Origin of the sequence: uncultured Formosa sp., assembly GCF_947500765.1 — a bacterium.
In the GTDB taxonomy this organism is placed as follows: domain Bacteria; phylum Bacteroidota; class Bacteroidia; order Flavobacteriales; family Flavobacteriaceae; genus Formosa.
The window spans coordinates 266,019-287,660 of the sequence record NZ_CANMTH010000002.1 but is presented as its reverse complement, the minus strand read 5'-3'; the positions used below and the strand labels follow the sequence as shown (position 1 = coordinate 287,660).

20 protein-coding genes are annotated in these 21,642 nt (G+C 32.6%); 4 read left to right on the top strand and 16 right to left on the bottom strand.

Annotated features, from left to right (window positions below):
• Positions 1-85: 85 nt before the first annotated feature.
• Both meaB and Q1B05_RS04320 read left to right on the top strand, forming a co-directional pair.
• Positions 86-1,090, top strand: a complete 1,005-nt coding sequence (gene meaB, locus Q1B05_RS04325; protein ID WP_299777952.1) for a methylmalonyl Co-A mutase-associated GTPase MeaB — start codon at positions 86-88, stop codon at positions 1,088-1,090.
• 74 nt (positions 1,091-1,164) lie between these two features.
• Complete coding sequence (locus Q1B05_RS04320) at positions 1,165-2,358, top strand: tRNA modification GTPase (RefSeq protein ID WP_299777950.1); 1,194 nt, start codon at positions 1,165-1,167, stop codon at positions 2,356-2,358.
• 239 nt (positions 2,359-2,597) lie between these two features.
• Here Q1B05_RS04320 and Q1B05_RS04315 read toward each other — a convergent pair whose 3' ends face one another.
• Entirely contained in the window at positions 2,598-3,362 is a 765-nt protein-coding gene (locus tag Q1B05_RS04315; protein WP_299777948.1) for an SDR family NAD(P)-dependent oxidoreductase, read from the bottom strand.
• 309 nt (positions 3,363-3,671) lie between these two features.
• Here Q1B05_RS04315 and Q1B05_RS04310 point away from each other — a divergent pair, with 309 nt between their 5' ends.
• Positions 3,672-4,046, top strand: a complete 375-nt coding sequence (locus Q1B05_RS04310; RefSeq protein ID WP_299777946.1) for a transcriptional repressor — start codon at positions 3,672-3,674, stop codon at positions 4,044-4,046.
• A 151-nt stretch (positions 4,047-4,197) separates the two neighbouring features.
• Here the strand turns inward: Q1B05_RS04310 and scpA are convergent, their stop codons facing one another.
• The 8 genes from scpA to mce form a co-directional block, all read right to left on the bottom strand.
• Entirely contained in the window at positions 4,198-6,336 is a 2,139-nt protein-coding gene (gene scpA / locus Q1B05_RS04305) for a methylmalonyl-CoA mutase (RefSeq protein ID WP_299777944.1), read from the bottom strand.
• A gap of 79 nt (positions 6,337-6,415) precedes the next feature.
• Complete coding sequence (locus Q1B05_RS04300) at positions 6,416-8,224, bottom strand: methylmalonyl-CoA mutase family protein (RefSeq protein WP_299777942.1); 1,809 nt, start codon at positions 8,222-8,224, stop codon at positions 6,416-6,418.
• 20 nt (positions 8,225-8,244) lie between these two features.
• The gene (locus Q1B05_RS04295) at positions 8,245-9,531 is read right to left on the bottom strand and encodes an acetyl-CoA hydrolase/transferase C-terminal domain-containing protein (protein ID WP_299777940.1); all 1,287 of its coding nucleotides are present in this window, start codon (positions 9,529-9,531) and stop codon (positions 8,245-8,247) included.
• A 52-nt stretch (positions 9,532-9,583) separates the two neighbouring features.
• On the bottom strand, positions 9,584-10,909 hold the full coding sequence (locus tag Q1B05_RS04290) for a sodium ion-translocating decarboxylase subunit beta (protein ID WP_299777938.1): 1,326 nt from the start codon (positions 10,907-10,909) through the stop codon (positions 9,584-9,586).
• Between the two features lie 91 nt (positions 10,910-11,000).
• Positions 11,001-11,429, bottom strand: a complete 429-nt coding sequence (locus Q1B05_RS04285) for a biotin/lipoyl-containing protein (protein WP_299777936.1) — start codon at positions 11,427-11,429, stop codon at positions 11,001-11,003.
• 45 nt (positions 11,430-11,474) lie between these two features.
• On the bottom strand, positions 11,475-11,834 hold the full coding sequence (locus Q1B05_RS04280; RefSeq protein ID WP_299777935.1) for an OadG family protein: 360 nt from the start codon (positions 11,832-11,834) through the stop codon (positions 11,475-11,477).
• A complete protein-coding gene (locus Q1B05_RS04275) occupies positions 11,834-13,393 on the bottom strand; it encodes an acyl-CoA carboxylase subunit beta (protein WP_299777933.1) in 1,560 nt (519 codons plus the stop codon). Before Q1B05_RS04275 ends, Q1B05_RS04280 begins: the two co-directional genes overlap by 1 nt.
• A gap of 25 nt (positions 13,394-13,418) precedes the next feature.
• Positions 13,419-13,832, bottom strand: a complete 414-nt coding sequence (mce, locus tag Q1B05_RS04270; RefSeq protein ID WP_159022545.1) for a methylmalonyl-CoA epimerase — start codon at positions 13,830-13,832, stop codon at positions 13,419-13,421.
• Positions 13,833-14,132: 300 nt separating this feature from the next.
• On the opposite strand from mce, the gene Q1B05_RS04265 reads away from it, so the two are divergent.
• Positions 14,133-15,365, top strand: coding sequence for a mannosyltransferase (locus Q1B05_RS04265; protein WP_299777930.1), 1,233 nt, complete (start codon positions 14,133-14,135; stop codon positions 15,363-15,365).
• 201 nt (positions 15,366-15,566) lie between these two features.
• Here Q1B05_RS04265 and Q1B05_RS04260 read toward each other — a convergent pair whose 3' ends face one another.
• The 7 genes from Q1B05_RS04260 to Q1B05_RS04230 form a co-directional block, all read right to left on the bottom strand.
• Entirely contained in the window at positions 15,567-15,794 is a 228-nt protein-coding gene (locus Q1B05_RS04260; protein WP_159022543.1) for a hypothetical protein, read from the bottom strand.
• Positions 15,795-15,816: 22 nt separating this feature from the next.
• Positions 15,817-16,122, bottom strand: coding sequence for a hypothetical protein (locus Q1B05_RS04255; protein ID WP_299777928.1), 306 nt, complete (start codon positions 16,120-16,122; stop codon positions 15,817-15,819).
• Positions 16,123-16,139: 17 nt separating this feature from the next.
• Positions 16,140-17,114 (bottom strand): deoxyhypusine synthase family protein, encoded by a 975-nt coding sequence (locus tag Q1B05_RS04250; RefSeq protein WP_159022541.1) that lies wholly within the window; start codon positions 17,112-17,114, stop codon positions 16,140-16,142.
• Positions 17,104-18,042 (bottom strand): agmatinase, encoded by a 939-nt coding sequence (speB, locus tag Q1B05_RS04245; protein WP_299777920.1) that lies wholly within the window; start codon positions 18,040-18,042, stop codon positions 17,104-17,106. Before speB ends, Q1B05_RS04250 begins: the two co-directional genes overlap by 11 nt.
• Entirely contained in the window at positions 18,032-19,432 is a 1,401-nt protein-coding gene (locus tag Q1B05_RS04240) for an arginine decarboxylase (RefSeq protein ID WP_299777918.1), read from the bottom strand. Before Q1B05_RS04240 ends, speB begins: the two co-directional genes overlap by 11 nt.
• Positions 19,433-19,772: 340 nt before the next feature.
• Entirely contained in the window at positions 19,773-20,630 is an 858-nt protein-coding gene (locus Q1B05_RS04235) for a pseudouridine synthase (protein WP_299777916.1), read from the bottom strand.
• A 67-nt stretch (positions 20,631-20,697) separates the two neighbouring features.
• The gene (locus Q1B05_RS04230; protein ID WP_299777914.1) at positions 20,698-21,603 is read right to left on the bottom strand and encodes a geranylgeranylglycerol-phosphate geranylgeranyltransferase; all 906 of its coding nucleotides are present in this window, start codon (positions 21,601-21,603) and stop codon (positions 20,698-20,700) included.
• Between the last annotated feature and the right edge of the window lie 39 nt (positions 21,604-21,642).

Here is a 21,642-nt window from a genome sequence, read left to right as displayed (position 1 = left end):
CCGTATTTATGGTGATTTTTGCGGTTATAAGTATCTTTGTAAAACACGGTAACAACGAATTAAGTTATTAATTTACAGGGACAAAATGAAAGCATATAAACGCAAAAACAGATTAACAGCTCAAGAATATATAGATGGTGTATTACAAGGGAGTAGAGTTATCCTTTCTCGTGCAATAACCATTATAGAAAGTAATTTAGAAAGCGACAAAATACTCGCTAAAGAAATTATTCAATCTATTCTACCCTATTCCGGAAAATCTATTCGTATTGGTATTACAGGAGTCCCTGGAGTTGGTAAAAGCACTTTTATAGAAGCGTTTGGTAAATACTTAACCTCTTTAAATCATAAAGTTGCTATTTTATCTATAGACCCAAGCAGTCAACGTTCCAAAGGCAGTATTCTTGGAGACAAAACTCGAATGGAAGAATTAAGCAATAACGAAAACGCTTATATTCGTCCATCCTCTACAGGCGATACGCTTGGTGGTGTTGCCAACAAAACTGGAGAAACCATGCTCCTTTGCGAAGCTTCTGGTTACGATATCATTTTAGTAGAAACCGTAGGTGTCGGACAATCGGAAACTGCGGTTCACGGCATGACAGATTTCTTCCTACTCTTAATGCTTGCTGGAGCCGGAGACGAATTACAAGGTATTAAAAAGGGTATTATGGAAATGGCCGATATGGTTGTTATTAACAAAGCAGACGGCGATAATATTAAAAACAGTGAAATGGCTAGATTGCAATATCAAAATGCCTTACACATTTTTCCTCAACCAGATTCAGGCTGGACACCAGTTGTAACTAAAGCCTCTTCAACGAAAAACACAGGAATACGAACCGTTTGGGAACAAGTCTTAAAATACAAAGACTTAGTTCATAAAAATGGGTATTTTGATCAAAATAGAAATCATCAAAAAATTAAGTGGATGTATAATAACATTAACGAAGAACTAAAACACTTATTCTATGGTACACCTCACATGAAAAGCAAACTATCTACTCTAGAAAGCGAGGTTATAACATCAAAGGTATCTCCCGTTAAAGCGGCACAATATATTATGGAAGATTTTAAAAAAAGCCTGTAAAAACACCCCCTAAGTCTATACTTGCTTATTAATTAACAGCTATTAAATATCAATAATTAACTTAACCAAAACCTATGAAGAAACAACTACTTTGTTTACTTATCACAATTTTAAGCACTCTTTCCTATTCGCAAATCTCATTCGAAAAAGGTTATTTTATAGATAATTCAAACAAAAAAATTAATTGTTTAATTAAAAATAATGACTGGAAAAATAACCCAATTCAATTTGATTATAAGCTATCTGAAAATTCAGAAGAAAAAAACTTAACTCTTAAAACTGTAAAAGAATTCGGAATATTCAACACATCTAAATACATTAGAAAAACTGTAAATCTTGATAGGTCTATTGATATTACAAGCGAATTAACAAATGAAAGAAACCCAATCTTTAATAAAGAAAAACTGTTTTTAAAAGTTCTCATAGAAGGAAAAGCCAACCTCTACAGCTATGAAGACGGTAACTTGAAACGTTATTTTTACAATAAAGACAATGTTGTTATTGAACCACTAATTTATAAGAGATATAAAACATCAAACAATACAATTGGTACTTACTATAGATTTAGACAACAATTGTTAGTTGATTTAAAATGTGAAGATATTTCTAGTAGTTACATAGAAAAAGTTGACTATAAAGCATCAGATTTAGTGAACATTTTTAAAAAGTATAATGAATGCAATGGTACTGAATATGTGAATTTTGAACAAAACGACAAAAAAGTTTTATTCAATTTAAATATAAGGCCAGGCTTAAACATTTCCTCATTTTCCACGAATAACAATTTAGGATCTAATAGTAGAAATCTTGATTTTAAAAATAAAACAGGTTTTAGATTTGGATTAGAAGCTGAGTTTATTATGCCGTTTAATAAAAACAAATGGGCTTTAATAATAGAACCAACTTATCAATATTTTAATGCTGAAAAGAAAAACACATACGACGACCTCATCTCTGTAGACTATAAATCCATTGAAATACCTATTGGAATAAGACACTATCTCTTCTTAAACGATACATCTAAATTATTTATAAATGGTTCTTTTGCCCTTGATTTTAGCTTTAATTCTGAAATAAAATATACAGAGTATAATTCTTTAGATTTAAAATCAGGATCGAGGTATGTGGTTGGCATAGGATATAAATACAATAACATTTATAGTGCAGAATTAAGATATCTTACGGGCAAAGACATGCTTTCAAATTACAGAAGTTGGGAGTCTTATTATAATACAGTATCTATAATACTTGGGTATAAATTATTTTAAAATAAATATCGCTTAGAGAAACTTTCTATGAACACATAAAAAACCCCATTACTGACGCATATCAAGTATTGGGGTTTTTCGGCAAATCAATACATAAAACTAATTCACTACATGTTCTAAATATTTCTATAATATAGAAATCTCTCATTTTAAAATTACGGTACTAGGACCAAAAATTGCAATGCCCTTATAATCTAATAAATATTGGTAATATTGTTTTATAAACCTCAACTATTAAACTATATACCTAAGGCTTGCCCTCCACCAATTTGAATAGTTTCTGCAGTTATAAAAGAAGCATCTTTACTTGCTAAGAAAGAAACAACTGAAGCAACTTCTTCTGGTTTACCTATTCTTTTTAATAAAATACTATTTGCCCAAGACGCAAAAACCTCAGGTTTTGTTGCTTTAATTTGTGCGTGAAATGGAGTATCAATAGTACCAGGAGACACCGCATTTACTCTAATGCCATATTCAGCTAAATCTTTTGCTAATGCTCTTGTAATTGCATGAACTCCTCCTTTAGATGTGGCATAAACTCCAGCACCTGGACCACCAGCATTCCAAGCAGCATTTGATGTATAATTAATAATTGACGAATTTTCTCCTTTTTTAAGGAAAGGTATTGCAGCTCTTGAAGCAAAAAATACTGAATCAAGGTTTAAAGCCATTACAAATCTGTAAAATTCAGTGGTCATTTTTTCAAATCTAGATCTACCTCCTAACCCACCTGCATTATTAACAAGCACATCTATTTTACCATATTTTTCTCCAATTGCAGTAATATTTTTAGTAACAGAAGCATCATTGGTAACATCAAAACTAACATACTCCGCTGTAATTCCTTCCGTCTTAAGTTCTTCAACTTTTTTAACTCCTTCATCATCTTCAATACCATTTAAAACAACAGCATATCCATCTTGACCTAATCTTTTTGCAACTTGAAATCCAATTCCACTAGTTGCACCTGTAACTACTGCTACTCTTTTGTTTAAATTACTCATTACGTTTTTTTATTTTAAATTGTTTATTTCTATTAACTGAATATGCTATGAAAACACAATTATTTTCAATTGCTAGAGGCAATACATATTATTAATGTGTAAGAAAATTTAATTGCTGTGCTGGAGCTAAAAAATTCATAAAAATTATAGAAAACACAATAACTTTAAATGTAATTTCTATTTATATAATTCCTTAATATTTTTTTTAACTGTTATGTAGTTTATGTAAATACAGAATAAAATGCCTGTACCTTTATAGTACAAATATACAATGATTTTATTAATATTGCAACATCGTTACAATAAGAGATGAAAAAAAGACAAACTAAATCAAAAAAAGCCATATTAGAGTGCCTTCAAAAAGCAGGAAATTATGGATTAAGAGCTGATATCATTGAAAGTCAATTACCAAATTTTGATCGTGTTACAATTTATAGAGTGTTACAAAGTTTTATAGACGATGGTATTATTCATAAAGTAATTTCTGATAATGGTAAGTTTTACTACTTTAAATGTTTAAAATGTGAAGAAGTTCATTACCACCATCACTATCACTTTAAGTGCAGTATATGTGGAAAAGTAGAATGCATGGAAGATGAAATGGAAGTAAAAACTCCTTTAGGATATAGTATTGAGAATGTAAACTTCTGGATTACGGGAGTTTGCAGTAATTGCAAAAAATAATTATTTTTTATATTGTATACAAAGGTTTACCTATTATATCTAAAAGCAAAATTTTATTAGAGGACAAAATCCATCTCTATATAAAACATAAAAAACCCCATTACTGACGCATATCAAGTATTGGGGTTTTTCGGCAAATCAAGACTTATTACTAAGCCTCTTCATGTTCTAAATATTTCTCTAATATCGTTATTGCTGATTTTGAAATTACGGTACCAGGACCAAATATTGCAGCAACTTTATGATCTAATAAAAATTGGTAATCTTGCTCCGGAATTACGCCTCCTGCAAATACCATAATATCTGGTCTTCCTAATTTGGCAAGTTCTTCTATTAATTGTGGAATTAATGTTTTATGTCCTGCAGCCAAACTTGAAGCTCCTACAAAATGTACATCATTCTCAATGGCTTGTTTTGCAACTTCCTCTGGTGTTTGGAAAAGAGGCCCCATATCTACATCAAATCCTAAATCGGCAAAACTAGAAGCAACAACTTTCGCGCCTCTATCATGTCCGTCTTGTCCCATTTTGGCGACCATTACACGTGGTCTACGTCCTTCAATTTCCGCAAACTGATCTGCTAATTTTAAAGCTTCAGCAAACGTAGTATCATTACTAACCTCTTTACTATATACTCCACTAATTAGTTTAGTGTCTGCTTTATGACGTCCAAAAACAACTTCTAAAGCATCAGATATTTCACCTAAAGTAGCGAAATTTTCTGCTGCTTCTACTGCTAATTCTAATAAATTACCTTTACCAGTGGCAGCACAATTTGTTAATGCTTTTATATTGGCATCAACAACAGATTGATCTCTATTTGCTCTCAGTTTTTTCAAACGTGCAATTTGAGAATCTCTTACTACAGTGTTATCAACTTCTAAAATTTCGATAGACGATTTTTCATCTGTTCTAAATTTATTCACACCTACTAAAATATCTTGTCCAGAGTCTAAACGTGCTTGTTTTCTTGCCGAAGCCTCTTCAATACGCATTTTAGGTACTCCGGTTTCAATAGCTTTGGCCATACCTCCAAGTTCTTCAACTTCCTCAATAAGTGTCCATGCTTTTTTAGCGATTTCTTGAGTTAAATATTCAACATAATAAGACCCTGCCCAAGGATCTACAGCCTTAGTCATTTGAGTTTCATCTTGAATATAAATCTGTGTGTTACGTGCAATTCTAGCAGAGAAATCTGTTGGCAATGCAATCGCTTCATCCAATGCATTAGTATGTAAAGATTGTGTTCCTCCTAAAGTAGCCGCCATCGCTTCTATACATGTTCTAGCCACGTTATTATAAGGATCTTGCTCACTTAAACTCCAACCTGAAGTTTGACTATGGGTACGTAACGCCATAGATTTTGGGTTTTTAGGATTGAATTGTTTAATGATTTTTGCCCAAAGCATACGTGCTGCACGCATTTTAGCAATTTCCATAAAATGATTCATTCCAACAGCCCAGAAAAATGAAAGACGAGGTGCAAATTCATCAATTTTTAATCCAGAAGCTAAACCGGTTCTAATGTATTCCATCCCATCGGCCAGTGTATAAGCTAACTCAATATCGGCAGTGGCGCCTGCTTCTTGCATGTGATATCCACTAATAGAAATTGAATTAAATTTTGGCATGTTATTGGTTGTGTATTCAAAAATATCACCAATAATTTTCATAGATGGCAATGGTGGATATATGTACGTATTACGCACCATAAATTCCTTTAAAATATCGTTTTGAATCGTTCCACTTAAATGATCTAGCGCCACACCTTGTTTTTTAGCTGCTGCAATATAGAATGCCATAATTGGAAGTACTGCACCATTCATGGTCATGGACACAGACATTTTATCTAATGGAATTTGGTCGAATAAAATTTCCATATCTAGTATAGAATCTATAGCTACTCCAGCTTTACCAACATCACCAGTTACTCTTGGGTGATCGGAATCGTACCCACGGTGTGTTGCTAAATCGAATGCTACTGACAACCCTTTTTGTCCTGCCGCAAGATTACGTCTGTAAAAGGCATTAGATTCTTCTGCTGTAGAAAAACCTGCGTACTGACGAATAGTCCAAGGACGCAACGCATACATAGCGCTATAAGGCCCTCTTGTAAACGGAGGCAATCCAGAAAGAAATTGTAAATGCTCTGCATCTGCAAGATCATCTTTAGAAAAATGTGTTTTAACAGGAATACCTTCTGGCGTATTCCAAATGGCTTTATTATCTGAAGGTACTGCCTCTTGTTTTGATGCAGTATCTAATGTTATATTTGAAAAATTTGGTTTCATGTGTTTCTTTTTTTGTTATTCAATGGTCACATGCTATTGTAAAAACCTCAACGTGGAAGTGTTTATCAATGTCACACCTCTACTTTTTAATATGTTTCTGAATTTTAGACTGAACACCTGAAATGGTGTGTATCACATCTGATTTCATATGAATACAGTCATCTAAACCTGCTTTTATAAGATCGTCCAAGATCGATACAGGATTACCAGCTAATAAAAGCACCTTTTCACTATTTAACGCTCTAAATGTTTTTACATATGCTAAAGCATGCTCGTCGTAATCTGGATCTGAACTACAAATAACAACCACATTCGAATCTGATTTCGCACTTGCTTCTGCTGCTTGCTCTGCACTCTCGTAACTTTTTTCTTGTAAAACTTCGAAACCGCTTACTCCAATAAAATCGTAAGCAAATGCAGCTCTAGCTTTACGCATGGTAAGATTTCCAAAACTAGCGAGCTCTACAACTGGACGTTTACCAGCTTCTGCAACAATATCTTCAGAGACCTTACGTAAAGCTTCTATTTCTAAAGACGCACGTCTTGGTGTTAACACTTTAGAATTAGGTTCTCCTCCAGTAAATAATACCTTAGGATCTAGTTTTTCCATTAGGTTTGGATACTTATTTACTCCAACCATTGGCAAACGTCTCTGACTAATTAGCTTGATTTTTTTCTGGCGAATTTCTGCAATCTGTTGTTGAATCGTTTCGTTTTCGAAAGCAGTAAAGAACCCACCGTCAGCTTCAATTGCTTTAAATAACTCTAAAGCTTTAGTCGCCACTTTAGAACTCACTTCTTCAACATAATAAGAACCATCTACAGGATTTGCTACTTTTCCGAAGTAAGATTCTTCTCTTAATATAGTTGTAATATTTCCAGAAATTCGACTCGAAAAATCTGAAGGATTATTAAATTCTTTATCGTAAGCATCGACTAGAATACCATCTACGTTTCCTAAAATAGCCGACATCGCTTCTGTTGTAGAACGCAACATATTGGCATGTGCATCGGTTACAGATTTTGTCCAAATCGATGTTTTAGCAGTAAGTGCAAATTTAAAATTAGACACGCCGTAAGTTTCAGCTACTTTATGCACTAAACTGTTTAATGCTCTATATTTACTCATCTCGACAAAATACTCTGATCCGATTGCAAGCTGAATATGTAAGCTATTAAAAACGGTTTCTGCAGAAATATCTTGAGCTCCTAATTCTTCAATCACATAAACCAAAGCATTTAAGGTATACGCAACTTCTTGAACTTGATTTGCTCCAGAATCTAAAAAAGTAGTTCCTGAAATAGTAACTGTTTTAAAGTTTAAAAATCCGGTTCCTAAAGAAATTACTTTAGCTAAGGTTTCAAACATATTCACTTCTAAACTCCCTGTAGTTACATAATTTGAAATAACACCAAGGTCTAAATAACCTTTTAAGTTACTTTTATTAGACACATTTTTTTCAGCATATGAAAAGAAATCTGTTACAAAATCTAAAGCATTTTCAGATAACACAAAAGAGACTGTAATTGTATTTAAATCAATATCCTTTAATAAAGCTGAAGCAGACACCTTTGATTTGATTTGAAAAACCAATCCGTTTATTCCTTCTACAACTGCTTTTTGAGCTAAAGCATTTCCGTTTTCTGCTGAAGTGACCACAACACTTCTATAGTTTACTAATGCTTGCGCGTTTTCTCCAGTGTTTTTAAGATAATCTATAGTGTCTTCAGTGTTATATAAAGGTTGAATATCAATACCATTTAGGTTTTTCCAAACCAATCTTTTATTGAAATCTCCTCCTTTTAAATCTATATTAACTTTTTCCAACCATGCTTCTTTAGTCACAGGGCTAAACTCGGAAAAGAGTGTATTATTTTTAGTACTCATACTATTTATATTTAGTGTGATTAAATCATGATGCTACTTCCAAATCTTTCAAAAATAGCTTTATCTAATTCTTCTCTATAATCAGGGTGTGCAATGTCTCTTAACGCATTTGCACGCTCTCTTAAGGTTTTACCAAAAAATTCAGCAACTCCATATTCTGTAACTACATATCGGGCATGTGCTCTAGTAGTAACAACACCTGCACCAGTTCTTAATGTTGGAACAATTTTAGAAACCCCTTTTAACGTTCTAGAATTTATAGCAATAATAGGTTTTCCGCCTTCAGATAAAGCTGCACCTCTCATAAAGTCCATTTGCCCACCAACTCCAGATAACATTCTCGTACCAATAGAATCTGCACAAACCTGTCCGGTAATATCGATTTCTACTGCTGAATTAATTGCCGTTACTTTAGGATTCTGACGAATTACAGATGTATCGTTTACATATCCAATGTCTAACATTTCAATTTCTGGATTATCGTCCATAAAATCATACAAACGTCGTGTTCCCATGGCAAATCCAGATACAATTTTATTTGGGTTTACTTTTTTCTGAGAGCCATTTACTATGCCTTTTTCCACTAAATCTACGATTCCTTCAGAGAACATTTCAGTATGAACTCCTAAATTTTTGTGATTATTTAAATACGTTAGCACAGCGTTTGGAATCCCTCCAATACCCATTTGTATTGTGGCTCCATCTTCAATAATATCTGCCACATTTTTACCAATTGCTTTTTCTTCTTCTGAAGGTGCTACAAATTGCATTTCAAAAAGTTCTTCATCAACCTCAACACAAGCAGCAAATTGATTAATATTTACTATAGCATCACCAAAAGTTCTTGGCATTTTAGGATTAATCTGTGCAATAATAGTTTTTCCCATTTCAATCCCAGAAATCACAATATCTACAGAGACGCCTAATGAACAAAAACCATGTTTATCTGGAGGAGATACATTAACTAAAACAACATCTAATTTCATATATCCTTCACGGAATAGGCTTGGAATATCACTTAAAAATACAGGGATATAATCGGCTGTAACACCAATCATTTTTCTAATATTTCCTCCAATAAAAAAGGCACTAGTATAAAAACTTTCTTTTAATTCTGGTGCGACATAACCGCACTCACCTTCTGTATGTAAATGAACAATATTCACACCTCTAAGCTCTGAAGCTCTTGCTACCATTGCTTTAATAAGAGACTGAGGAGTTGCAGAACCACCTTGAATTAAGACTCTATCTCCTGATTTAATTAATTTTACTGCATCTGCTGCAGACATTTTATTTGGTATGTTCATGACGTTAATTTTTTAAAATTACATTATGATTAAATGATTTTATAAATCGCTACTACCCTAAAAAGCTTAAGACAATACCTGCCGCAATTGCAGAACCAATAACACCTGCAACGTTTGGTGCCATGGCGTGCATTATTAAATAATTATGAGGATCGGCTTTTAAACCTTCTGCATGTACTACCCTAGCGCTATTTGGTACTGCAGAAACCCCTGCTGCACCGATAAGTGGGTTTATTTTTTCATCTCCTTTCAAGAATAAATTCATGAATTTTGCAAAAAGCAAACCTCCTGTCGTTGCTATTACAAATGATATAGCTCCCAATCCAAAGATTAACATAGAATCTTTAGTAAGAAAAATATCGGCTTGAGTTGATGCTCCTACGGTAACACCTAAAAGAATAGTTACTATGTCTATTAATTTAGTTCGAGCCGTATCGGCAAGTCGTTCTGTTTTGCCAGATTCTTTAAGTAAATTACCAAAGAACAACATCCCTAATAAAGGTATTGCACTAGGTGATATAAATGTAGTTAACAATAACGCAACCACAGGGAAAATCATTTTTTCCTTTTGTGAAACTGCTCTCGGCGGTTTCATTCTAATTAATCGCTCTTTTTTTGTAGTAAGCAATCTCATGATTGGGGGTTGAATAACAGGTATTAAAGCCATATAAGAATATGCCGCAATAGCAACTGGCCCTATTAAATTTTTAACGGTTGTGCCATCTGGTAATATGTTTATCCCATTTGCCAATTTTGAGGATAAGAAAATAGCGGTTGGCCCATCGGCCCCACCAATAATACCTATTGCACCCGCTTCAGGAAGGTTAAACCCTAAATAAAGCGCTCCTAAAAAAGTTACAAAAACACCTACTTGAGCAGCTGCACCCAAAAGCATTAATTTTGGATTAGCTATCAGGGATGAGAAATCGGTCATCGCACCGATACCTAAGAATATTAGTGGCGGATAAATACCTTTTACAACACCAAAATATAAAAAGTTTAAAACTGAACCCTCCTCGTAAATACCCGTTTCATAACCTGGCAAAAATGGAATGTTTCCAATCAGAACACCTAAACCTATAGGAATTAAAAGTAGTGGTTCGTAATCAAATTTAATTCCTAAATATATAAATATAACACCTATAAGTATCATAATTAAATTGCCAGATTGTGCATTTGCAAAACCCGTGAAATGGTAAAATTGTTTTATCCCACCTACAGCCTCTGAAACGAAAGTTTTATCTTCGTTAGAGTCAACAGACTGATTAGTAGTAGCTGTTGTTATGGTTGTTGTTTCAGAACTAGCATTCATACCTAAAAGAGGTCTGATAAAAACTAACAGCGATAAAACTCCAAATATTAATATTATTTTTTTCATTTTTTTAAATTTTGGTCGTTCCAATTTTTTGTGACCTACTAACTTTAATAGATTAGCACTTTAAATATTAAAACGTATAACACTATTTTATTTATTCTAGTTCTATCATTACTTCACTCTGTAAAACTTGTTGTCCAACTTTAACATTTATAGCTGAAACTACTCCAGATTTTTCTGAAACGATACTATTCTCCATTTTCATGGCTTCAAGAACTAATAATAAATCATTCTCCTTAATAGAATCTCCAACTTTTACATTAATTGATAAGACAACACCTGGAATAGGTGCCACAATTTGTACTCTTCCAGAACCAGAATTTGCACTATTTACTTTTAATGGCTCAACAACCGGACTCGCTGGTTTACGTACCAAGGTTGGTGTTTTAATGGTTTTTAACGCCTCCTTCATCTTAACCGAATATGCAGTTCCGTTTACCTCTAAGTTTATCGTGCTATCTTCTTGAGAAACAACTCTAACACTATAACTATTTTCATTTATATTGAATGTGAAATTTTTCATTGTATGTTGTATGTCTTTAAATGTGGAAAAAAAACGAACCCTTAATTACCGTTTATTATAAACGCCGTAAATCTTAGAACTCCAAGGAGAGTACATTTTCCGAGCTTGTTTTATAGTTAATATGGCATTTTCGTTATCGTGCTGTTCATTTAAATGCAAATGAATTGCAGCTGAAATAGCCGCAGCAATTTCTCCTGTAAATTGCTCATTAAGTTTGGGAGATATCTCTTTTATTTTTTTGTCTCTTCCCTTGCTAATTATTTTATATATATAGAGCATTATCGGTAATGCATATTTAAAAAATAACGTTAAAATCAGTAATCCTCCAAAAACAATGGTAAGGCCTGTTACTAAAATAACGTATCCTTCACTTAGATCATTGGTTAATAAAAATATATGTGTCATTATAATGGGATATTTGAATGTTTTTTAGGCGGATTTACTTCTTTCTTATTAGCTAACAATTCTAAAGCTCTAACAATTCTAAATCTGGTATTTCTAGGTTCGATAACATCATCAATAAATCCGTATTTAGCAGCTACATATGGATTAGCGAACTTAGTATTGTACTCATGTTCTTTTTCTGTAATGTAGTGTTGTTTTTCTACTTCATCTTCAATTTTTCTAATGTTAGACCCTTCAAGTACTTCTACTGCTCCTTTAGCTCCCATTACAGCAATTTCTGCAGTTGGCCAAGCGTAATTTAAATCGCCTCGTAATTGTTTACAACTCATTACATCGTGTGCTCCTCCATAAGATTTACGTAGTGTAATAGTTACTTTAGGCACTGTAGCTTCTCCATAAGCGAATAATAACTTAGCACCATGTAAAATAATACCCGCATATTCTTGTCCTGTACCTGGTAAGAATCCGGGAACATCTACTAAGGTTACAATTGGAATATTAAAGGCATCACAGAAACGCACAAATCGAGCCGCTTTTCTAGACGCATCACAATCTAAAACACCTGCATAAAACTTAGGCTGATTGGCAACAATCCCTACTGAACGTCCGTTAAAACGTGCAAAACCAACAACTATGTTTCTTGCATAATCTCTATGTACTTCTGTGAATTCGCCGTTATCTGTAAGAACAGAAATAACATCTATAATGTCGTAAGGTTGATTGGCATTTTCTGGAATAATATCATTTAAAACATCGTCTAATCTATCTATAGGATCATTACAAGTCACTATAGGTGCTTCTTCTAAATTATTTGAAGGTAAATAGCTGAGTAACTTTCTAACTAACATTAAATTTTCTTCGTCGTTTTCTGCTAAGAAATGAGATACTCCAGATTTTGTAGAATGTACTTTTGCTCCTCCTAATTGTTCTGTAGTCACTTCTTCTCCTGTGACTGACTTCACTACTTTTGGACCGGTTACAAACATATAACTGGTTTGGTCTGTCATGATTGTAAAATCTGTTAATGCTGGAGAGTACACAGCTCCACCAGCACAAGGCCCTAAAATTGAAGAAATTTGAGGAATTACACCAGAGGCCATTATATTTCTTTGGAAAATTTCGGCATATCCAGCAAGCGATCTAACACCTTCTTGAATACGTGCTCCACCACTATCGTTAAGTCCGATTACGGGTACACCAATTTTCATGGCCATATCCATAATTTTACATATTTTCAAGGCATACGTTTCAGAAAGAGAACCTCCAAATACTGTAAAATCTTGAGAGAATACATATACAATTCTACCATCAATGGTTCCATGTCCGGTAATAACACCATCTGATAAATATAGTTCCTTGTCTAACCCAAAAGACTTTGTTCTATGGGTAACAAACATATCAAACTCTTCAAAACTATCGTCATCTAAAAGAATATCTATTCTTTCGCGTGCCGTAAATTTTCCTTTAGCATGTTGAGAATCGATACGCTTTTCACCACCACCTAATTTTGCTTTCGCTCTTTTTTCAATGAGCTCATTAATTTTTTCTTGATTTGCCATTAGTACGTGTTTTATTTGTGTATTATTATTCTTGTTTTTCTTTTGAACAAAGTTCGGTTAGTACACCTTGAGTTGATTTAGGGTGTAGGAATCCAATATTTAATCCCTCTGCACCTTTTCTAGACGTTTTATCTATTAATGTTACACCACGTTCTTCGGCTTGCTTTAACGCTTCTGTAGAGTCGTTTACTGCAAATGCGATATGATGCATACCTTGCCCTTTTTTAGCAACAAATTTACCAATGGGTCCGTCTGGTGAAGTGCTTTCTAATAATTCAATTTTGGTTTGTCCTACTAAGAAGAATGCCGTTTTTACCTTCTGGTCTGCAACCTCTTCAATAGAATAACATTTTAATCCCAATACACCTTCGTAGTATTTTATTGATTCTTCTAAATTCTCAACTGCAATTCCGATGTGTTCTATATGTGAAATATTCATTTTAAAATTGTTTATTATGATTATTTATAATGTACTTTACAAATTTACATTTTGATTGCAAGTTAATTTATGATAGTTATCATGTAAAACGGACAGAATCATCGTATAAATTACAACGATTGAAATTATACATTAAACTGAAATACAACAAGTTAAAAACCCTATATTTTCATTATGAGTACAATATTATATGTTAAAAAAAAGTTAACACATTCTGTTTTTCTTGTAATTTTCATTTTTTTAATAAACTACATTTTTGCTTATCATTTAGTCAGAACAGAGTATCTAAAACTTATAATTATGTATTTTTTACTCTGTATATTAAGCTATAAAATAGTAAAATCTAAACTTCTAAATTCGAGTCAATTAATGGGAATTGCATTCGTATCGAGACTTATATTTTTAGTTGCAACACCAAACTTGTCACAAGATTTCTTTCGTTTTATTTGGGATGGGCGTATGATTTTTGAAGGTTATAATCCCTTTTTATACACACCTAATTTTTTCTTTGAAAAAGGAGAGTTCCCTATTTCTGGAGCACAAACACTTTACGATGGGATGGGATGGTTAAGCGCTTCACATTTCACCAACTATCCGCCCGTTAGTCAATTTTGTTATTTTCTTGCTGCCGTATTTGCAAATCATTCGGTATTAGGTGCTATAATTGTTATGCGAATTTTAATTATAATTGCAGATCTCGGAACGCTTTTCTTCGGAAGAAAACTTTTAAAAGCACTTCATTTAAATCCGAATTACATTTTTTGGTATATATTAAATCCGTTTATTATTATAGAACTGACAGGAAATTTACATTTTGAAGGTGTTATGATTTGCTTTCTGGTATTGAGCTTATACCTATTACAAAAACTAAAATGGCAATGGGCTGCAGTAGCTTTTTCTTTATCTGTAGCAACAAAACTAATTCCTCTAATTTTTCTACCCTTAATTTTTAAGCATTTAAAACTAAAAAAAGGCTTCTTATTTTGTTCTATTGTAGGCCTTATAAACATCGTTTTATTCCTGCCTTTTATAAGCTCTGAATTTATTACGAATTACACTGAAACCGTTGGACTTTGGTTTAAAAACTTTGAATTTAATGCGAGTCTTTTTAACATCGCTAAATCTATAGGATACCAGATCACGGGAGAAAACAAAATCAAACTTATTGGTCCTGTTATGGCAATTTTAGTTATACTTTACATTTTATACACCACTTACAAATCGCCTTTAAAAGATATTAAGAACCTATTAATTAATATGCTTTTAATTATTTCTGTGTATTATTTTATGGCTACCACAGTGCATCCTTGGTATGTAAGCATATTGCTAATATTAGCCGTATTTACAGGTTACAAATTCCCTTTAATTTGGAGTGTAACCATTATACTTAGTTATCTCGCTTATGTAAGTTCAGACCATAAAGAAAACCTCTGGATTATTGGTTTAGAATACATCTTAGTGTATGGCGCATTTATTTACGAAGTCATTTTAAAAAAACAATTGAGCAATACACCTATTAACAAATTGAGTTAAGACTGAACTTTTTCTAAACACAAATACGTTTATTTCCAACGATAAAAAAACAACTGTTTTGACACAAAAAAGGGATAAACAACATCTTATTGTTTATCCCTTTTATATATACTTAATAGCTTAAATTTTAAGACAAGATTACCTTAGCGTTACTTTATAAGGAAAGCACACCTCAAAATATTTATAGCATTTAAAACCTGTTTACGAAACGAGTTTCAAACTATCTATTCTATAAATCACATCGTCGTTAGCATCTGGCACTTCAACAAATGTAATTTTAAAGGTTTTTTCGATATAGCTTTCATCATGCTTTAAATCGAATTGTTTTAAAGCTCGGGGATGAATTTCATCAAAAATCATATCCTCACCATTTTCAAACATAAATGTGTACAATCCGTTGGCGTAAGATTGAAAAACAGCAACTCTCATTTTTTAAGTTATTTTTTTAATATTAATCGTTATCGTCGTCGTCAACTTCTTCGGCTTTTACTTCATCGAAATCTACATTTTCATCTGCATCAACATCATCGTCGTCGTCATCTTCAATATAGTTTTCCATAGCTTTAACCAATCTCACACCAACTTTTACTAAGTAAATGGTGTCTTCGGTTTTAACTTCAACAGCCTCAACTATTTCATTTTTAGCATTTCTAAAAGATATGATATCTGAATCATCATATCCATCAGGAAATTTTTCTACTAGAAGATCTAAAATATCTTCATTTAATTTTTGGTAGTCTACAATTACTCGTTTCATTTTTTTGTATAACGGGTTTACATATCTAATAAATAAGCAAAAATTAATGGTGCAACGATGGTTGCATCACTTTCAATAATAAATTTAGGAGTATCAATATCTAATTTTCCCCAAGTTATTTTCTCGTTAGGAACTGCTCCTGAATACGAACCATAACTAGTTGTTGAGTCTGAAATCTGGCAGAAATAACTCCAGAATGGTGTTTCTGGACGCTCCATATCTTGATACAACATTGGGACTACACAAATTGGGAAATCTCCTGCAATTCCTCCCCCAATTTGGAAGAAACCAATCCCATTTTCTGAATTTGCTGTGTACCATTCTGCAAGAAATGTCATATACTCTATTCCAGATTTCATCGTGTTAGCCTTTAACTCACCTTTAAGCACATAGCTAGCAAAAATGTTACCCATAGTACTATCTTCCCAACCTGGGCAAATAATAGGTAAATTTTTCTCTGCTGCTGCATACATCCAAGAGTCTTTTAAATCGATCTCGTAGTATTCTTCTAAAACGCCAGATAATAACATTTTATACATATATTCATGAGGTAAGTAACGTTCGCCTTTAGCTTCTGCTTCTTGCCAAATTTTAAAAATATGTTTTTGTAAACGTCTAAAAGCTTCCTCTTCAGGAATACAAGTATCTGTAACACGATTTAAACCTTTTTCTAACAAATCCCATTCTTCTTGAGGAGTTAAATCACGGTAGTTTGGTACTCGTTTGTAATGAGAATGTGCTACCAAGTTCATGATATCTTCTTCTAAATTGGCTCCTGTACATGAAATAATTTGCACTTTATCTTGACGAATCATTTCTGCAAAGATTTTACCTAATTCAGCAGTACTCATTGCTCCTGCTAAAGACACTAGCATTTTAGCCCCTTTGTTTAATTGATCTTCATACCCTTTTGCTGCATCAACTAAAGCAGCCGAATTAAAGTGTAAATAATATTTTTCTATAAAATTTGAAATTGCTCCTTTAGTACTCATCGTCTTCTATGAATTTAGATGTGTTATTTTTTTGTGTTTTACTCTCGAATGTGTTGTCGTATTCATCATCTATGTTTTCGTCCATAAATTTATAACTCAACATTTTATAATACAATTTTGCGGCTAAAAAATCTGAAGATTTCTCTTTCTTATTCGGACACAGCTCTACAATGTCGAATCCAACCACGTTTTTTTCTGCAAAGACTTTCTTTAAAAAGTCTAAAGTCTCATACCAAAACAAACCTCCTGGTTCAGGAGTCCCTGTGCTTGGTAGTATTGACGGATCTAAAGCATCCAAATCGAATGTGATGAATACATTTCCCGTCATCTGATCTATTGCACTATCCATCCAAAATTCGTTAGAGGCTAATTCGTGTGCAAAATACGTTTTTTCTGTATCCATTACAGTAGTTTCTTTAACATCCATAGAACGAATACCTACTTGTATCAGGTTCGTGGTCTGGCTAGCCTCATAAACTGCACAAGCATGATTACAAGCAGATCCTTGATAGGTTTTACGCAAATCGGCATGTGCATCTATATGCAGAACTGTTAGATTATTAAAACATTCATTAAACGCTCTAATACTACCAATAGAAATAGAATGTTCGCCACCAAAAAGCGTGACAAACTTATTCTTTTTAATGTATTTTTTAGTGGTTTTATGCACGGCATCAACCATAGCTTCTGGCGAACTGTTTTCTGTAACAGCATCTGCTAAAAACACACCTTGTTGGTAAACTTCTGTTTGAGTTTCAATATCGTAAGTTTCCATATTTTCGGAAGCATCTAAAAAAGCTTTCGGCCCTTTATCTGCTCCTTTTTGCCATGTACTTGTCCCGTCATAAGGCACTGGAATTAATACAATTTTAGAGGTTTCTAATTTTGCATATTCTTGAGGAATTCCAGCATACGTTTTATTGCTCATGATATCCTAAAATTTTAAGTAAGTCTTCACTTTTTTGTTGTCCACTAAATAATTTTGTCGAGATATTTCCATCCTCGTCTTTATCTATTAAAATATGTTTTGGTGTCGGAATTAGACAGTGTTGTAAACCTCCAAATCCACCTATAGTTTCTTGATATGCACCGGTGTTAAAGAACCCAATATACAATGGTTTATCTTTATTATACTTTGGTAAGTAAATCGCATTCATATGCTGTTCACTGTTATAATAATCGTCACTATCGCAAGTTAATCCTCCTAACAATACACGTTCATAACTTTCATGCCAGCGATTAATAGGTAACATTACAAATCTTTTATTAATTGCCCAAGTATCTGGTAAAGTAGTAATAAACGATGAGTTTATCATGTTCCACTTTTCACGATCGTTTTGTTGTTTTTGGTATAATACTTCATAAATAGCACCTCCACTTTCACCAACTGTAAAACTACCAAATTCTGTAAAAATATTAGGTACATCGACTTCTTCTTCTTCACAAACCATTTTAATTTGATGCAAGATTTCATCTACCATATATTCGTAATCGAATTCAAAAGCTAAAGAGTTTTTTATTGGAAATCCGCCTCCAATATTCAAACTATCTAGTGTTGGACATATCTTTTTTAAAGCTGTATATACCTTTAAACATTTTACTAATTCGTTCCAGTAATACGCATTATCACGAATTCCTGTATTTATAAAGAAGTGAAGCATTTTAAGCTCGACTTGTTTATTATCTTTAATCTGACGGTTATAAAAAGGCACTATATTCTTGTAGCCAATTCCTAAACGAGAGGTGTAAAATTCAAATTTGGGCTCTTCTTCTGAAGCAATTCTAATACCAACATTAAATTTGCCATCAATTTCTTGAGATAACAAATCAATTTCCTCGTAATTATCAATTATTGGAATTGCATTTTTGTGTCCGTTATTAATTAACCTTGCAATGTTAGTAATGTATTCTGCACGTTTAAAACCGTTACTAATAACATAGGTGTTATCTGTAATTTTACCTTCTTTTTTTAAACTTTCAACAATATCAATATCAAAAGCCGAAGAGGTTTCAATATGAATATCATTCTTTAAAGCTTCATGTAACACGTGTTTAAAATGCGAACTTTTTGTACAATAACAATAGTTATATTTCCCTTTGTAATCGTTCTTTTCAATGGCTTTTGCAAACCAACCTTTAGCACGGGAAATATTATTAGAAATTTGTGGTAAATAGGTAAACTTTAAAGGCACACCATATTCTTCTACCAATTTCATTAAATCTATATTGTGAAATTGAAGGGTTTTGTTTTCTAATTTAAATTCTTCTTGTGGGAAATAAAAAGATTGATTAATTAAATCAATGTATTTAGTATTCATGAGATTTTGATATAATAATTAAAAATAAATAAGATACGCAGAGTAATCTGCATATTGTAATTTAATATGTTAACTATCTATCAAATCTGAATTTGACTATGGGTTGTAGGAATAAAGCCATACACATGTTGGCTTTTTACTATGGAGTATGCGGAAGTTAGCTCTAAAATTCGGTTGCTCATCTGATAAGCTGCTTTTGAATATAACTTCCTAAATTTCAAAAGCCCGAACACACAAACACTTTTCATGATGTTCAGCTAAATGCTTATACAAATGTGCTATAAAAAATCGAAAAAAAAACTTTTTTTTCGATTTTTTTGAAAAACTTTTAAAAACTGACTTACAGCATTTTAAGACTAATAACTTCTTGTTCGGTTAAGTGTTTCCAGTGTCCGCGTGGAATATCTTTTTTTGTAAGCTGTCCGATACTCACACAATCTATCTTTTCAATATCATATTTTAGGTAATCAAAAATGGTACGAATAATTGTACTTCCTGTATTTTTAACTTTTAACCCAATTTCTTTTTTAGATCCTTTATCGATATAACTTATCTCTTCTACAGCGACAAGTTTACCTTCTACTTTAAAACCTTCTTTAATTTTTGTAAAATCTTCGTGCTTTAAATTTTTATTCAATTCGATATGAAATAATCTTGGCACTCCATTTTTAGAATTTGTAAATTTCTTTGCAATATCTTCATCATTCGTAAATAAAATTAACCCTAAAGAATTTCTACCTAAACGTCCTATTGGCTTAATTTTAGAAGATGTTGCATTAGCGACCAAATCCATTACAGTACGTCCTTTTCCTTCACTGGTTGTTGTTGCAAAACCTTTTGGTTTGTTTAATAATACGTATGCTTTCTTTTCTGGGTTAACACGAGATCCATCAAAACGCACTTCATCGTCAAGCTTCACTTTGTATCCCATTTCAACAACAATCTTACCATTTACCGAAACCAAACCTGTAGCAATATGCATGTCGGCATCGCGACGTGAACAGATGCCAGAATTGGCAATATATTTATTTAGACGAATTTCGCCTGGGTTTGATTTTTTAACTTCTGATTTAGGCGTACTCGTAACAACCTGTTTTTTAATAGGCGCATTTCCTCTCGCATAACTTGTATTTCGTGAATTTCCTGATCCGCGTCCTGAAGCTTTTCCTTTTTTATTGCTGCCTTGTTGCTTATTCATTGTGATATATTTATTTTATGCAAAGATATACTATAATTTACGATTTTTTATTTTTATGTAAATCCTTTTAAAAAAGTCGGTTTAACACTAAATCCACGTTAATTAAAAGCAGGCTAAACACACCTGAAAAAATAATAAATTTTAAAATATTATGAAGAATTAAATAATGCTTTTTAGAATCAGAATTCCACAACAACACCATAAAAGCGGAAAGTAAAAACATTGTGAAATAGAAAAAGTAATACATATATCCGATATCGTATCTAGTTAATAAAAAATACGCTGGAATTAATGTTAATAAAGCTAAAACGGTAAGCATTATTTTTGAATACTTTTCGCCGTAAGCAATGGGAATTGTTTTATAACCTTGTACTAAATCTCCTGGAATATTTTCTAAATCCTTAGTTAATTCGCGCATAGAAATAATTAAAAATAGATAAGTCGCATGTACAAAAATAACATGTTCGAAATTCTGATAATACATAAAAATGGCGAAGAAAGGCGTGATTGTTAATACTGCAGAGATTAAATTACCTACGAAAGGCATCTTTTTTAATTTATGTGAATAAAACCAAATCCCGAAAACATAAAATGCAAAAAAGATAACCGCTTTAAACGACACATAACTTGCCATAATTACTGCCAGCAAATTAAGAACAAAGTAAAAGGAGAGTTTTGTATTCTGACTTATTAACCGGTCTAACATCGATTTTTGTGGCCTATTAATTAAATCTTTTTCTGAATCATAAAAATTATTAATAATGTAGCCTCCAGCAATAGTTGCCGAAGACGCCAAAACTAGCATAAATAAATTAAGATCGAAAACAACTTCTCTTACCGGTTTTTCATGTGCCAACATATAGACAGCTGTAACATATTGCGCCACAACAACCATAAGCACATTATACCCTCTAACCACAGAAAACATACTGAAGAATTTCAACAAAATATGTTTATGTTTTCTAGAGAACATAGTTAAAAATTAAAAAGATGGAAATGAAAAACGACGGTT

Bases quoted from the DNA above. Each gene is read 5' to 3' on its own strand.
- meaB (WP_299777952.1), top strand. From the start codon at position 86: ATGAAAGCATATAAACGCAAAAACAGATTAACAGCTCAAGAATATATA.
- Q1B05_RS04320 (WP_299777950.1), top strand. From the start codon at position 1,165: ATGAAGAAACAACTACTTTGTTTACTTATCACAATTTTAAGCACTCTT.
- Q1B05_RS04315 (WP_299777948.1), bottom strand. From the start codon at position 3,362: ATGAGTAATTTAAACAAAAGAGTAGCAGTAGTTACAGGTGCAACTAGT.
- Q1B05_RS04310 (WP_299777946.1), top strand. From the start codon at position 3,672: ATGAAAAAAAGACAAACTAAATCAAAAAAAGCCATATTAGAGTGCCTT.
- scpA (WP_299777944.1), bottom strand. From the start codon at position 6,336: ATGAAACCAAATTTTTCAAATATAACATTAGATACTGCATCAAAACAA.
- Q1B05_RS04300 (WP_299777942.1), bottom strand. From the start codon at position 8,224: ATGAGTACTAAAAATAATACACTCTTTTCCGAGTTTAGCCCTGTGACT.
- Q1B05_RS04295 (WP_299777940.1), bottom strand. From the start codon at position 9,531: ATGAACATACCAAATAAAATGTCTGCAGCAGATGCAGTAAAATTAATT.
- Q1B05_RS04290 (WP_299777938.1), bottom strand. From the start codon at position 10,909: ATGAAAAAAATAATATTAATATTTGGAGTTTTATCGCTGTTAGTTTTT.
- Q1B05_RS04285 (WP_299777936.1), bottom strand. From the start codon at position 11,429: ATGAAAAATTTCACATTCAATATAAATGAAAATAGTTATAGTGTTAGA.
- Q1B05_RS04280 (WP_299777935.1), bottom strand. From the start codon at position 11,834: ATGACACATATATTTTTATTAACCAATGATCTAAGTGAAGGATACGTT.
- Q1B05_RS04275 (WP_299777933.1), bottom strand. From the start codon at position 13,393: ATGGCAAATCAAGAAAAAATTAATGAGCTCATTGAAAAAAGAGCGAAA.
- mce (WP_159022545.1), bottom strand. From the start codon at position 13,832: ATGAATATTTCACATATAGAACACATCGGAATTGCAGTTGAGAATTTA.
- Q1B05_RS04265 (WP_299777930.1), top strand. From the start codon at position 14,133: ATGTATTTTTTACTCTGTATATTAAGCTATAAAATAGTAAAATCTAAA.
- Q1B05_RS04260 (WP_159022543.1), bottom strand. From the start codon at position 15,794: ATGAGAGTTGCTGTTTTTCAATCTTACGCCAACGGATTGTACACATTT.
- Q1B05_RS04255 (WP_299777928.1), bottom strand. From the start codon at position 16,122: ATGAAACGAGTAATTGTAGACTACCAAAAATTAAATGAAGATATTTTA.
- Q1B05_RS04250 (WP_159022541.1), bottom strand. From the start codon at position 17,114: ATGAGTACTAAAGGAGCAATTTCAAATTTTATAGAAAAATATTATTTA.
- speB (WP_299777920.1), bottom strand. From the start codon at position 18,042: ATGAGCAATAAAACGTATGCTGGAATTCCTCAAGAATATGCAAAATTA.
- Q1B05_RS04240 (WP_299777918.1), bottom strand. From the start codon at position 19,432: ATGAATACTAAATACATTGATTTAATTAATCAATCTTTTTATTTCCCA.
- Q1B05_RS04235 (WP_299777916.1), bottom strand. From the start codon at position 20,630: ATGAATAAGCAACAAGGCAGCAATAAAAAAGGAAAAGCTTCAGGACGC.
- Q1B05_RS04230 (WP_299777914.1), bottom strand. From the start codon at position 21,603: ATGTTCTCTAGAAAACATAAACATATTTTGTTGAAATTCTTCAGTATG.